Annotated in this window: 12 protein-coding genes; 3 read left to right on the plus strand and 9 right to left on the minus strand. The window is 70.0% G+C overall.

Annotated features, from left to right (window positions below; all coding sequences use genetic code 11):
* Together QMK34_RS29670 and hisS are read left to right on the plus strand one after the other, a co-directional pair.
* Positions 1–482, plus strand: a 482-nt coding sequence (locus QMK34_RS29670; RefSeq protein WP_326417807.1) for an amidohydrolase family protein, incomplete at its 5' end; no start/stop codon positions are given.
* Positions 483–601: 119 nt separating this feature from the next.
* A complete protein-coding gene (gene hisS, locus QMK34_RS29675) occupies positions 602–1,888 on the plus strand; it encodes a histidine--tRNA ligase (protein ID WP_326417808.1) in 1,287 nt (428 codons plus the stop codon).
* A gap of 96 nt (positions 1,889–1,984) precedes the next feature.
* Here the strand turns inward: hisS and QMK34_RS29680 are convergent, their stop codons facing one another.
* From QMK34_RS29680 to QMK34_RS29720, 9 genes are all read right to left on the minus strand, one after another.
* Positions 1,985–3,205, minus strand: coding sequence for a sensor histidine kinase (locus QMK34_RS29680; RefSeq protein WP_326417809.1), 1,221 nt, complete (start codon positions 3,203–3,205; stop codon positions 1,985–1,987).
* On the minus strand, positions 3,202–3,849 hold the full coding sequence (locus QMK34_RS29685) for a response regulator transcription factor (RefSeq protein ID WP_326417855.1): 648 nt from the start codon (positions 3,847–3,849) through the stop codon (positions 3,202–3,204). The genes QMK34_RS29680 and QMK34_RS29685 overlap by 4 nt, the downstream gene beginning before the upstream one ends.
* Positions 3,850–3,908: 59 nt before the next feature.
* A complete protein-coding gene (locus tag QMK34_RS29690) occupies positions 3,909–5,201 on the minus strand; it encodes a cation:proton antiporter (RefSeq protein ID WP_326417810.1) in 1,293 nt (430 codons plus the stop codon).
* Entirely contained in the window at positions 5,198–6,559 is a 1,362-nt protein-coding gene (locus QMK34_RS29695; RefSeq protein WP_326417811.1) for a cytochrome P450, read from the minus strand. Before QMK34_RS29695 ends, QMK34_RS29690 begins: the two co-directional genes overlap by 4 nt.
* Positions 6,556–7,611, minus strand: coding sequence for an alpha-hydroxy acid oxidase (locus QMK34_RS29700; protein WP_326417812.1), 1,056 nt, complete (start codon positions 7,609–7,611; stop codon positions 6,556–6,558). Before QMK34_RS29700 ends, QMK34_RS29695 begins: the two co-directional genes overlap by 4 nt.
* Before the next feature lie 3 nt (positions 7,612–7,614).
* Positions 7,615–9,180: an NAD(P)-binding domain-containing protein gene (locus QMK34_RS29705; protein WP_326417813.1), complete on the minus strand. Its 1,566-nt coding sequence runs from the start codon at positions 9,178–9,180 to the stop codon at positions 7,615–7,617.
* 135 nt (positions 9,181–9,315) lie between these two features.
* Positions 9,316–10,317, minus strand: a complete 1,002-nt coding sequence (locus QMK34_RS29710) for an aldo/keto reductase (protein ID WP_326417814.1) — start codon at positions 10,315–10,317, stop codon at positions 9,316–9,318.
* Positions 10,318–10,325: 8 nt separating this feature from the next.
* Positions 10,326–11,243 carry an aldo/keto reductase gene (locus QMK34_RS29715; RefSeq protein ID WP_326417856.1) on the minus strand — a complete coding sequence of 306 codons (918 nt, stop codon included), beginning with the start codon at positions 11,241–11,243 and terminating at the stop codon, positions 10,326–10,328.
* 50 nt (positions 11,244–11,293) lie between these two features.
* Complete coding sequence (locus QMK34_RS29720; protein WP_326417815.1) at positions 11,294–11,695, minus strand: MerR family transcriptional regulator; 402 nt, start codon at positions 11,693–11,695, stop codon at positions 11,294–11,296.
* A 158-nt stretch (positions 11,696–11,853) separates the two neighbouring features.
* On the opposite strand from QMK34_RS29720, the gene QMK34_RS29725 reads away from it, so the two are divergent.
* Entirely contained in the window at positions 11,854–12,444 is a 591-nt protein-coding gene (locus QMK34_RS29725) for a TetR/AcrR family transcriptional regulator (protein WP_326417816.1), read from the plus strand.
* Positions 12,445–12,453: the final 9 nt, after the last annotated feature.

Here is a 12,453-nt window from a genome sequence, read left to right on the forward strand (position 1 = left end):
TCGACACGATCGAGCACTGCACGTGGCTGACCGGGCCGGGACAGCTGGACCTGCGCGACAACGTCGCGATCCGCATGGCGGCCATGGACATCGCGGCCTGCTCGACGAGCAGCCGCAACTGGCGCGCGATGGTCGAGCGCATGGGCGACGAGCTGGCGAACCGCGTCTACGGCAGGCTGCCGTGGCTGGAGGAGCACGGCGTGCCCCTGCTCGCGGGGACCGACGCGGGGCTGCCCGGCTCGGTGTTCGACGATGCCGTCGGCGCGCTGGAGCTGTACGAATGGCTCGGCTTCCCGCGGCGCCGGATCCTGGAGATCGCGACCGAGGACAGTGCGCGTGGCGTCGGGCTCGGCGCGGTGACCGGACGTCTCGAAGCGGGATTCTCGGCGGACGTCCTGGTCGTCGGGGGCGATCCGCTCGCGGACCTCGGCGCGCTGCGGGACGTGCGGCTGGTCATGATCCACGGCCGCGCGGCCGCCTGACGCACTTTTCGGAGGTCCCTGAAGGCCACCTTCACGGCGTTAAACGCCGTGAAGGTGGCCTTCAGGGACCGAGCACTCGGGTGGGGGCGTCGTGACCGGCGGTGATTAAGCTTCCCGCTGTGCCTGAATACCTGAGTACCGCGCCCGCCAAGGGAACTCGCGACTTCCTGCCCGCTGAGATGTCCGTGCGTACGCAGGTTTTCGGCCAGCTCTACGCGGTGCTCGAAAGCCGGGGGTTTCTCCGGTACGACGGGCCGGTTCTCGAGCCTGCCGAGGTTTACGAGGCGAAGTCCGGCCAGGAGATCGCCGAGCAACAGCTCTACACGCTCACCGACAAGGGCGGGCGGCGGCTCGCGCTGCGGCCGGAGATGACCCCGTCGGTCGCGCGGATGATCGCGGGCGGCGCGAAGTCGCTGCAATTCCCCGTGCGCTGGTACAGCCACCCGAACTGTCACCGCTACGAGAACCCGCAGCGCGGGCGGGTGCGGGAACACTGGCAGGTCAACGCCGACATCTTCGGTTCGGACAGCCCGAACTGCGAGATCGAGATCTTCGAGCTCGTCCACGACCTGATGGGCGCGCTCGGTGCGACGCCGGACATGTACGCCGTCCGGGTGAACGACCGGAACCTGCTTTCGTCCGCGCTCACGGACGTCGTCGGCGTGCCGCCCGGCCTGCTGCCGCAGGTGTTCACGCTGGTGGACCGCTGGGAGAAGACCGACCGCCCGAAACTCGCCGAAGCGGCCGCCGCGATCGGCCTGCCGGACGAGCTGTTCGAGAAGCTGGCCGAGACGCTGGCCTCGGGCGAGGCGCTGCTCGACAAGCTGCCCGAGCAGGTCAAGGAGAACTCGAACCTGGTGAAGGTGCTCTCCGGCGACTCCGCGGGCCTGGTCCGGTTCGACCCGATGATCGTCCGCGGGCTGGCGTACTACACGTCGACGGTGTTCGAGGTCTTCGACACCTCGCCGAAGAACCGCCGCGCCCTGTTCGGCGGCGGCCGCTACAGCGACCTCGCGTCGCTGTTCACGGCGCAGCAGATCCCGGGCATCGGGTTCGGCATGGGCGACGTGACGCTGATCGACTTCCTCGACACCCACGAGCTGACGCCCCCACCCCGCAGCGAGGTCGACGTCGTGGTCATCCCGGTGACCGAGGACCTCGCCGCCGCGGCCCGCCAGGTCGCGGCGGACCTGCGCCGGGCGGGGCTGCGCACGTCGACCCCGCTGGAGCCGCGCAAACTGGGCAAGGAGCTCACCCGCGCGGACAAAGCGGGGGCCCGCGCGGTGGTCATCGTCGGCCGCGAGGACTGGGACGCCGGGAACGTGACGGTCCGCAGCCTCGCGACGCGCGAGCAGCGGCAGGTCCCGATCGCCACGACCGCCACCAAGGTGACCGCCCTCCTCTAAGCCTCGTGAGTGTCATGAAAGGGTCTTTCCGGACGAAAATTGCCCTGAAAGACCCTTTCATGACACTGGCGACGGAGCGGGCGCGCGTTCATGGCGTCAGCGGGCGCGGGCGAAGCGGAGGGTGAAGGTGGCGCCGTCGTCGGGGGCGCCGAGGGCGGAGATCGTGCCGCCGTGGCCGGTGACGACCTCGCGGACCAGGGCGAGGCCGAGGCCGAAGCGGCGGCCGTCGCCCTGGTCGCCGCGGGCGAAGCGGTCGAAGATCCGGTCGGTGTCGACCGGGTCGAAGCCGACGCCGGTGTCGCGGACGCTCAGTTCGACCTGACGCTCTCCCGCCGCCGACAGCTCGACGACGATCGTCCCGCCGGGCAGGGTGTGGCCGATCGCGTTGTCCAGCAACGCCGAAAGCACGCGCCGCAACGCCGTCGGCACCCCGCGCACGATGAACGGGCCCGGCGCGCGCAGCTGGATCCGCAGTCCGCGCTCCCCCGCGCGCACGGATTCCGCCGCGACGGCCGCCGCGGCCAGCTCGCCGAGGTCGACCGGCTCCAGGACCGGCGGCGACGCCTGCAGCTGCGCCGACAGCAACAGGTCCTCGATCACTTCGCCGAGCTCGCGGGTGTCGCTCACCAAGCGGTCGAGGTCGCCGGAAACGCGCTCGGGCTGCGCTTTCGCCCAGCGGGACATCAGCTGGGCCCGCGCGTGCAGCCGGGTGAGCGGTGCCCGCAGCTCGTGGCTGGCGTCGGCGACGAACGTGCGCTGCCGCCGCAGCGCCTCGCCGAGCGGCCGGATCGCCCGGCCGGCGAGCACGTGCCCGGTGACCACGGAACCGAGCAGCGCCAGCACTTCCGCGGCGGCGAGCCCGATCAGCAGCAGCTCGCGGTCGGCGGCCTGGTACCGCTCGTCGAAGAACACCTGGACCACGCCGCCACCGGACTTCTCGGTGCGAACCGTGTACACCGTGTCGTTGCGCTGCCAGCGTTCGGTGATCGTTTCGCCATCCGCCTCGACCCGCTGGATCGACTCCGTCAACGGCATCCCGGACGGCGGCGTGCTCGCGGGTGCGTGCCGGACGCCGTCGAACAGCCAGATGCAGCCCGGCGGCGTCCCGGTGACGCCCTGGCGAATGGTCCAGTCGAGGTTCCGGTTGACGTCGGCGCGCTGCCCGGTGATCAGCACGAGGTACGCGATGGCCCCGACGAGGAACACCAGCAGCGAGATCACCACCGCGATCTCGCCGGTGATCGTCCGGCGCGCGTGGCGCAGCGCCCTGGTCTCGGGGTCCTCCGCGGCCGGCGGGGCCCCGCGCCACCCGATCACACCGCGCCGAGCTGGTAGCCCAGCCCGTGCACCGTGCGCACCACGCCCCGGCCGAGCTTGCGCCGCAGGTAGTAGACGTAGGTGTCCACAATGGACTCGCCGTTGGTGTCCGCGAAGACCTCCGTCTGCAGCGAGGAGCGCGGATGGATCACCTTCGGCCGCTGCGCGAGGGTGCGCAGCAGCTCGAACTCGCGCCCGGACAGCGTCACCCGCCGCCCCCGCTCCAGGATCACCTCACGGCGGACGAGGTCGAGCGCCGCTTCGCCCAGTGGGAGGCAGTCGGCACCGTCGAGGTCACGGCGGCACAGCGCGCGCACGCGAGCCAGCATCTCGTCCATCTCGAACGGTTTGACCAGGTAGTCGTCGGCCCCGGCGTCGAGCCCGGCGACGCGGTCGCTCACCTCGCCCAGCGCGCTGAGCATCAGCACGCGGGTGGTGACGGCCTTGCGCCGCAGCCCGGAAAGCAGGCCGAGGCCGTCCATCACCGGGAGCCTGCGGTCGAGGATCATCACCGCGTAGTGGCCGGTGAGGCCGAGGTGCAGGCCTCGCTGACCGTCATGGGCCTGATCGGTTTCGTAACCTTCGCCGTCGAGCATTTCGGCGAGCAGCCCCGCGAGCTCCCGATCGTCCTCGACGAGGAGCACCCTAGGGAGCGCTGGCGCTTCTGCGGCATCGTGCACGCTCCCAGTCTGTCAGTGAACCTTCAACTATCCAGCCCCTGAGCGGACAGATCCCGGTGAATCACTACACTTGGGTTCACTGGATCGGCGTAACGACGTGAGTCTCGGCGGTCCAGCCACGACAGCAGCGGCGCGGTCATCACCGTGGTCACCAGCGCGACGACCACCAGCACGGTGAACAGCGCCGGGGAGACGATCCCTGCCTGCAGCCCGACGTTCAGCGCGATCAGCTGCATCAGGCCACGGGCGTTGATCAGCGCGCCGACCCGCACCGCGACCGGCTGTGGTTCGCCGGCGAGGCGGGCCGCGCCCCAGCAGGCGCCGAACTTCCCGGCGACCGCGGCCACCACGCAGACGCCGGAGAACAGCAGCAGCTTCGGATCGGCGAGCAGGGCGAATCGGGTGTTCAGGCCGGAATAGGTGAAGAACAGCGGAAGGAACACGATCCGCCCGATCGGCATGATCTTCGCGAGCACCGCGGCGGCCGCGTCGTTGCGCGGAAAGGCGATGCCGAGGCAGAACGCGCCGAACACCGCGTACAGGCCGATCAGGTCGGTGAACCACGCGGCGGCGAACAACGCCATCATGGTGACCAGGAGTCGCTGATCCCCGCTCAGTCGCTCACTCGTGGTGACGCGGGCGAGTAAGCGCTTGCCGACGGTGGCGAGCACCACCGCGAAGAGCGCGGCCCCGCCGATCGCCAGCACCACCGGCCCGGTCGAGCCGGCGTGCAGGCTGAGCACGATCGCCAGCAGGAGCCACGCGAGGACGTCGTCCACCGCGCCGCAGGCCAGCGCGAGCGAGCCGAACCGGGTCCCGGCCAGCCCGCGTTCGGTGATGATCCGCGCGAGCATCGGGAACGCGGTGATCGCCAGCGCGACGCCGACGAACGCGGCCGAGACCAGCGGCGAGACCGTCGGCAGGAAGATGTGCGTCCACCGGTTGCCCAGCACGGCGACCGCGATGCCGAGCGCCAGCGGCACCGCCGTCCCGGCCAGCGAGATCGCGCCGACCGCCCGGCCGGAGCCGCGGACGCCACGGACGTTGAACTCGTACCCCGCGCCGAACATGAACACCACCAGACCGAGCTGGCCGCCGACGTAGAGCAGCGACTTGATGCCCTCGGGGAACACCGCGGCCTGCACCCCCGGCAGCACCAGGCCGAGCAGCGACGGCCCGAGCAGGACCCCGGCGATCATCTCCCCCACCACCGGCGGCTGGCCGAGCCGGACCGCGACGAGGCAGACCAGCCGGCACACGACCAGGATGACCACCACCGCCAGAAAGAACGCCGGCGCCGCGACAGACGGACTCACGCTTCACTCCTCATCGGACAGCGGGGTTCTTCGGTCTCGAAGTAGGTCTCGGTCAGCCGTTTCTTCCTGGCGTCCAGCACCATGTAGGTCCCGAAGACGAGCTGGGCGAGACTGCGCCAGACGTCCTCCCAGCGGTCGCGCACCGCGAGCCAGGCCAGCACGCCTCGCCGCGAACGCCCGGATTCGCGGGGCACGAACAGGCAAGGGCCACGGTTGGGGATCGAGCGGGTGTGCCCGGCCGTGGACGAGAGTGTGAAGCGCCGCAACACTTCCCGCGTCACCACCCGCATCGTCAGCGGCGCGAGACCTCGCGCCGGGCAGGCCCGGTTCTGCGTGACACCGAACGGGATGAAGTTCGAGTCCTTCGCCGCGCGGCGCGCCCAGCGGCCCGGATCGAAGGTGTCGGTGTGCTCGTAGCCCGCGCGATGGTAGCCGGGGTAGGAAAAACAGAGCACGGTCCCGGCCGCGATCGTCGTGTCGCCGAGCTCGATGTCGGCGGTGCTGATCCGGTGCGCGATGCCGAAGAGCGGGAACACCCGCAGCGACTCGTCGATCACCGCGTCGAGATAGCCGTCGTCCCCGGGATTCCCGGCCAGCCGCCGCTGCACTTCGGGATGCTGGGCGACGGCCATCAGCAGGTGCGCCATCGCCTCGGACATCTGCACGACGGCGGTGTTGAAGAAGGCACCCTGCAGGTAGTATGCCTGCTCCTTTGTGGACAGTAGGCTCGGCAGCTCGTGCGGCACGTCGCCGAGGCGGCGCAGGACGTAGTTCGTGAGCCGCTCGCGCCGCCGCATGTTGCGCGGGCGCACGCATTTGAGCGCGGACACGACATCGTCGGCGTTGCCCACGATGAGTTCACGCGCCTCGCGCGGGCACGGCTCGCCGAACACCAGCTCGTAGTACAGCTCGGCCCAGATCGGCATCACGGTGTCGCGCAGCCGCACCAGCGCGCCCTCGCCGACATCGAGCTCGTCGAGGACGTGCCGGGTGACACGCTCGGTCAGCTCCTCGGACTCCTTCTTGGTCTTGACCAGGATCTGCCGCGTGGTCCTGGCGACCTGGTCGTAGCGCGGCCCGGCCTCCAGGTGTTCCTGGTGCACCTCGGGCCCGGGTGCCAGCCAGTACCAGAACAGGTCGGACAGCGCCGCGCCCTTGCTGCGCCCGCCCGCCGCCGGATCGGCGTAGACCCGTTTGAAATCCTCGATCCCGACGACGTCGCCGGGGATCGCGAGCCCTTCGTCTCCGTTGACGCGCGCGAAGATCCTGTTGCGCAGTGCGACAACCCGGCCCGGGAGCCACGCGGGCAGGCTCACGACGAGTGTCACCAAGGCCGCGCGTGTCAGTAGCCTGGTCACGAGTAGGTCCGCACCAGATCGGGCGTGAGCTCGCTCGGGGAAGCCGCGCCGCACAGCGCCATCGCGAGGTCGAATTCCTCGCGCAGCAGCTCCAGCACCCGCGTGACGCCGTCCTCCCCGGCCGCGGCCAGCCCCCACAGCACCGGCCTGCCGACGCCGACCGCGGTCGCGCCGAGCGCGAGCGCCTTGACGACGTCGGTGCCCCGCCGGATCCCGCCGTCGAGGATCAGCGGGATCGCCCCGCCGACCGCTTCCGCGATTTCCGGCAGCGCGTCGATCGTGGCGGCCGCGGTGTCGAGCTGACGTCCGCCGTGGTTCGACACGACCAGCCCGGCGACCCCGGCCCCGACCGCCAGCCTGGCGTCCTCGGGATGCAGAACCCCCTTGAGCAGCAAGGGAAGCGAGGTGATCCCGCGCAACCAGGCGAGGTGCTCCCAAGTGAACTCCGCCGACATCGCGATGTCGGCCGCCCGCCCCGGCTCGCCGCCGGGCAGCTCGCGCAGGTTCTCCGCGACGACGCCGGACGGCAGGTCGTGGAAGCCGTTGCGGTCGTCGCGTTCCCGGCCGCCGAACACCGGCGAGTCGACCGTGACCACCAGCGCGGCCATCCCGGCCCGTTCCGCCCGGCGGACCAGCGCCTCGGTGACCCGGGGATCCGGCTGCAGGTAGAGCTGGAACCACCGCGTCGAGCCACCGGGCGCGGCCGCCGCGATGTCCTCGACAGTCGTGGTCGCCCCCATGCTGACGATCATGATCGCGCCCACGCGGGCCGCCGCCCTCGCGGTGGCCCGCTCGCCCTCGGGATGCGCGAGCCGGTGGAACGCCGTGGGCGAGAGCACGATCGGCATCGACGTGGGCGTGCCGAGCAGCTCGATGCCGAGTTCGCGTTTGCTGTTCCCCCGCAACACCTTCGGCAGTAGCGACAGCCGCCGGAACGCCGTTTCGTTGGCGCGCAGGGTCAGCTCGTCGCGGGCGCCCCCGGCGAAGAAGTCGAAGTGGACCGGGTCGAGACGTTCGCGCGCCGCGGCCTCGAACTCCGCGAGAGTCCGCATGACTCAGGCGTCCACTGTGGCCAGTCGCCGCGCGAGGAAGTCCTTGAGCGGCTTGACGTGCACCTGCGGCTTGTCCCACTCGTTGTCGAGATTCTCGGTGATGTGGTGGGCCGCCACGAGCTCGCCCCGGCGGTAGTGCCGGACGATCGGGTGCAGGTAGTGACCCTCGCCCGCGTCGTTCGCGACGTCCTGGGACGCCCGCCGGACGGAGATGTCGAACGGGTCCACCTTGTCGTGGTCCGGGCCGTAGTCGAGGGTGATCACGAACGCGTGTTCGGCGTCGGAAAGCCTGCCCTCGGCGAAGTGGTCGACGGGCACTTCCTCGTAGTATCGACCCTCTTCACCGTCGACGACGAGGACGTCCGCGAGGAAGCCGAACTGCTGGTACAGCGCGGAAGTCCGGTTGATCCGGGTGATCACCGAACCGGTGAGCTCGTCGAGGTCCGCGGTGAGGCGCCGGTGCGGCCACGGCCGGTCGTGGTGCCGCTCGTCGAGGATCCGTTGCAGCGCGCGGACACCGTAGCGGAAGCCGTGGATGAACCCGCTTGTCGACTTCTTGAAGTCGCGGACCTGCGTGATCGTGCCGGCGAAGTACAGCCCGGGGACGTTCACCGACTCCCAGGCCGAGGTCTGCGCCGGGAACCGGTCGTTGATGGTCAGCTCCGGGCGGATGGCCTCATCGAAGATCGAGGCGTCGAACCGGAACCCGGTGCACGAGATGACCCGGTCGTAGCGGATCTCCTTGCGGACCTCCTCCGCGCGGATGAACCCGAAGGTGACGACGAACCCGTCGCCGTCCCGGCGGATGTCGCGGACATGGCCGTCGAGGACGGCGTGCTGGAGCTTGAGCTGGTAGGCGTCGAGCAGGTTGTTGTTCAGCGCGCGCAGGTGGCCGACGAAGTGGGTGCGCCAGGCCAGCTTGAGCGAGTTCGGCCCGCCGACGTGCACGACCGCGGCCGAGGCGATCAGGTTGTCGGCGGTCTCGAACGCGGAGTTGGCCTTGCCGATGATCAGCACCCGCTGGTCGGTGAACTCCGCCGGATCGACCGAGACGTCGTTGTACTGGTCGACGAGCTCGATCCCGGGAATGTCGGGGATGTAGGGCTTGCTGACGCCGGTCGCGACGACGAGCCGCGTCGCGCGGAACTCGGTACCCGCGGTGTCCGTCACGACGAAGACGCCGTCGTCGTCCTTGTGGATCCGCTCGACCCAGGTGTCGTAACGGACGCGCAGGGCGTGCTTCCCGGCGAAGTCCGCGAGATAGCGCAGCAGGTCCGCGGCGGCGGGGAAGAACGCGTCGCTGTAGCGGGGGAACAGCAGCTCCGGGTCGTCGGAGAGCAGCGAGTTCCAGTCCATCCGGAGGTTGAGCTCGGGGTCGTCCCAGCCGGTGTGCACCTTGTTGACCGAGATCAGCGTGCGGTGCCGGGGGTTGGTGGTGAAGAACGTGCCGGGGCCCGCGCCCCCTTCGAGCACCTGGTAGCTGTGCCCGGCGCGCTCCAGGAAGTACGCGAGCTGGAGCCCGGCTGGCCCGGCGCCGACCACCAGATAGTCCAGTACCTCGTCCGTCACGACAAACCTCCGCCAGATCGCCCGCCCTTGACGGGGTCAGCCTGGCCCGGAGTTCTCAGAAAATCTTCAAAGCCGCCCACCGCACGGCCGAAGGGGACTTTTTCCTGGCGAAACCCCGGAAAAAGTCCCCCCAGCTCAGTTGCCGAGCGCCTTCAGTGCCTCGGCGGGGTACCGCTCACCGGCAACACCGTCTGCGGGCACGGCCAGCTCGATCGCCGCGATGTCCTCCGTGGACAGTTCCAGCGTCGCGGCGGCGACGTTCTCCTCCAGGTACTTGAGCCGCTTGGTGCCCGGGATCGGCACCACGTGCGCACCGCGGCTCTGCACCCAGGCCAGCGCGAGCTGCCCGGCGGTGACGCCCTTCTCGGCGGCCAGCGCTTTCAACGCCTCGACGAGCGCGAGGTTTCGCTCCAGGTTGCCGTCGGCCAGCCGCGGCTGCGCCTGCTGCCGGAAGTCGCCGTCGCCGAAGTCCGCGGCGGAGGTGAACCGCCCGGTGAGGAAACCGCGACCCAGCGGCGAGTACGGCACGACGCCGATGCCCAGCTCGGCACACGCCGGGACGATCTCGTCCTCGATATCGCGCGACCACAGCGACCATTCGGTCTGCACCGCCGTGATCGGGTGCACCGCGTGCGCCCGCCGGATGGTCCCGGCACCGGCCTCGGACAGCCCGAGGTGGCGCACCTTGCCCTGCTCGACCAGGGAAGCCATCGCGCCGACGGTCTCCTCGATCGGCACGTCGCCGTCGACCCGGTGCTGGTAGTAGAGATCGATGTGGTCGATCCCGAGCCGCTTCAGCGACGCCTCGGCCGCCTGCCGCACGTACGCCGCGTCGCCGCGGATGCCGCGCTTCGCGGGCTCGTTCTCGTCACGCACGATGCCGAACTTCGTCGCCAGGACCACCTGGTCGCGACGGTCCGCGATGGCCCGGCCGACGAGCTCCTCGTTGCGGCCGAAGCCGTACATGTCGGCGGTGTCGAGCAGGGTCACGCCCAGCTCCAGCGCCCGGTGGATCACCGCGATCGACTCGGTGTCGTCGCCCTGGCCGTAGAACTCGCTCATGCCCATGCAGCCGAGGCCCTGGGCGCTGACCGTCAGCTCGCCGAGTGTGCGGGTGGGGACCTTGCCTTCGGTCATGCTCGTCCTCACTTGCCCGCCGCGCGGGCGAGGTGCTCGGGGTAGCGCTCACCGGCGACACCGGCCGAAGCGTCCTCGATGGCCTTGATGTCCTTTTCGGACAGTGCTATGTCGACGGACGCCGCGTTCTCCTCGAGGTACTTGCGCCGCTTGGTGCCCGGGATCGGCACCACGTCGTCACCCTGGTGCTGCACCCAAGCCAGCGCGAGCTGCCCCGCGGTGACGCCCTTCTCCGCGGCCAGCGCCTTCAGCGCCTCGACGATCGCGAGGTTGCGGTCGATGTTCTCGTCGGCGAAGCGCGGCATTCGGCGGCGCATGTCGTCCTCGGGCAGGTCCTTCAGCGAAGTCACGTTCCCCGTGAGGAAACCGCGGCCCAGCGGCGAGAACGGCACCACGCCGATGCCGAGCTCACGCACGGTCGGCAGGATCTCGTCCTCGATGCCCCGCGTCCACAGGGACCACTCGCTCTGCAACGCGGTCACCGGGTGCACGGCGTGCGCGCGGCGGATGGTGTCCGCGGCAGCCTCCGAGATGCCCGCGTACCGGATCTTGCCCTCGGCGACCAGCTCGGCCAGCGCGCCCCAGGTCTGTTCGATCGGCGTGTTCTGGTCGACCCGGTGCTGGTAGTAGAGGTCGATGTGGTCGACGCCGAGCCTGCTCAGCGACTCCTCACAGCACTTCTTGACGTACGCGGCGTCGCCGCGCGCGTTCATCGCGCCGTCGGTCCAGACGATGCCGAACTTGGTCGCCAGCACGACCTGGTCCCGCTTGCCAGCCAGTGCCCGGCCGACGAGCTCCTCGTTGGCCCCGGCTCCGTAGACGTTGGCGGTGTCGAGGAGGGTGACCCCGATCTCCAGCGCCCGGTGGACGGTGGCGATGGACTCCTGTTCGTTGTCGAACGTGCCGTAGGCCTGGCTCATCCCCATGCAGCCGAGGCCCTGTGCGCTGACTTCCAGTGCGCCGAGCTTCCTGGTGATCACGCTGAGATTCCCTCCACGGTCGGTTCGTTGTCGAGCACCTTGCGCTCGACCTGCGCGTAATTGGTGATCTTGTAGTCGAGGATCTCGAGACAGGCCTGCAGCTCGGCGATCCGCTCGGCGACCGACTGCCGCTGTTCGACGAGGATCGCCTTCCGGCGCCCGGCGCTGACGACGCCGTGCCTGCGCAGGGAGGCGTACTCGCGCATCCGCTTGATCGGCATGCCGGTGAGGCGGAGCTTGGTCAGGAACTCCAGCCAGGCGAGGTCGGGATCGGAGTAGTCGCGCCGGCCCGCGGTGTCCCTGGCCGGCGGGTCGACGAGTTTGATGCGCTCGTAGTACCGCAGGGTGTCGATCGACAGCCCGCTACGTCGCGCGGCTTCCGCTATCGAGTAGCTCATGCATTCGACCCTACGACCTGGAGTGCACTCCAGGTCAAATCCCTTTCGCTGACTGCCCCTGAAGGCCACCATCACGGCGTATTACGCCGTGATGGTGGCCTTCAGGGGCTCGGGTTTGATCTCCGGCGATTCATAACAGTGTTGCGTAGGATCGGCGCATGGCCCGTCCACGGACGCACGACGAAGCGCTGCGGCTCAAGCTCCTGGACCGGGCCGGTGAACTCATCACCGCCGACGGCGCCAAGGCGCTCAGCCTGCGCAAGCTCGCCGCCGACGTCGGGACCTCGACCACCGCGGTGTACTCGCTGTTCGGTGGCAAGCCGGAGCTGGTCGGCGCCCTGTACGTCGAGGGCTTCCGGCGGTTCGGCGGCCGGATGGACGCGGTCGGGCTCACCGGCGAGCCGGTCGAGGATCTCACTCGACTGGGTCTCGCCTATCGGGTGAGCGCGCTCGCGGACCCGCATCTGTACGCGATCATGTTCACCCGATCCGTCCCGGGTTTCGAGCCGAACGACGAGGCCAACGACCTGTCCAGGGCCACCCTCAAGCCGCTGGAGGACATCGTGCGGGCGGCGGTCGCCGAGGGTGTGTTCGTCGACGTCGCGCCCGAGGTGATCGCGGTGGGGTGCTGGGGCGTGGCGCACGGGCTGGTCTCACTGGAGTTCAACGGAAACCTGCCACCGGAGTTCGACGTCGCCACCGCGTACGAGGCCGCGCTGCGGGCCAACGCGAGTGGCTGGCTCGCGTGACCTCCGGCC

It is taken from the genome of Amycolatopsis sp. H20-H5 (assembly GCF_035828755.1).
Taxonomy (GTDB): domain Bacteria; phylum Actinomycetota; class Actinomycetes; order Mycobacteriales; family Pseudonocardiaceae; genus Amycolatopsis.

Bases quoted from the DNA above. Each gene is read 5' to 3' on its own strand.
- QMK34_RS29700 (WP_326417812.1), bottom strand. From the start codon at position 7,611: ATGCGGACTCTCGCGGAGTTCGAGGCCGCGGCGCGCGAACGTCTCGAC.
- QMK34_RS29710 (WP_326417814.1), bottom strand. From the start codon at position 10,317: ATGACCGAAGGCAAGGTCCCCACCCGCACACTCGGCGAGCTGACGGTC.
- QMK34_RS29715 (WP_326417856.1), bottom strand. From the start codon at position 11,243: ATGGGGATGAGCCAGGCCTACGGCACGTTCGACAACGAACAGGAGTCC.
- QMK34_RS29720 (WP_326417815.1), bottom strand. From the start codon at position 11,695: ATGAGCTACTCGATAGCGGAAGCCGCGCGACGTAGCGGGCTGTCGATC.
- QMK34_RS29725 (WP_326417816.1), top strand. From the start codon at position 11,854: ATGGCCCGTCCACGGACGCACGACGAAGCGCTGCGGCTCAAGCTCCTG.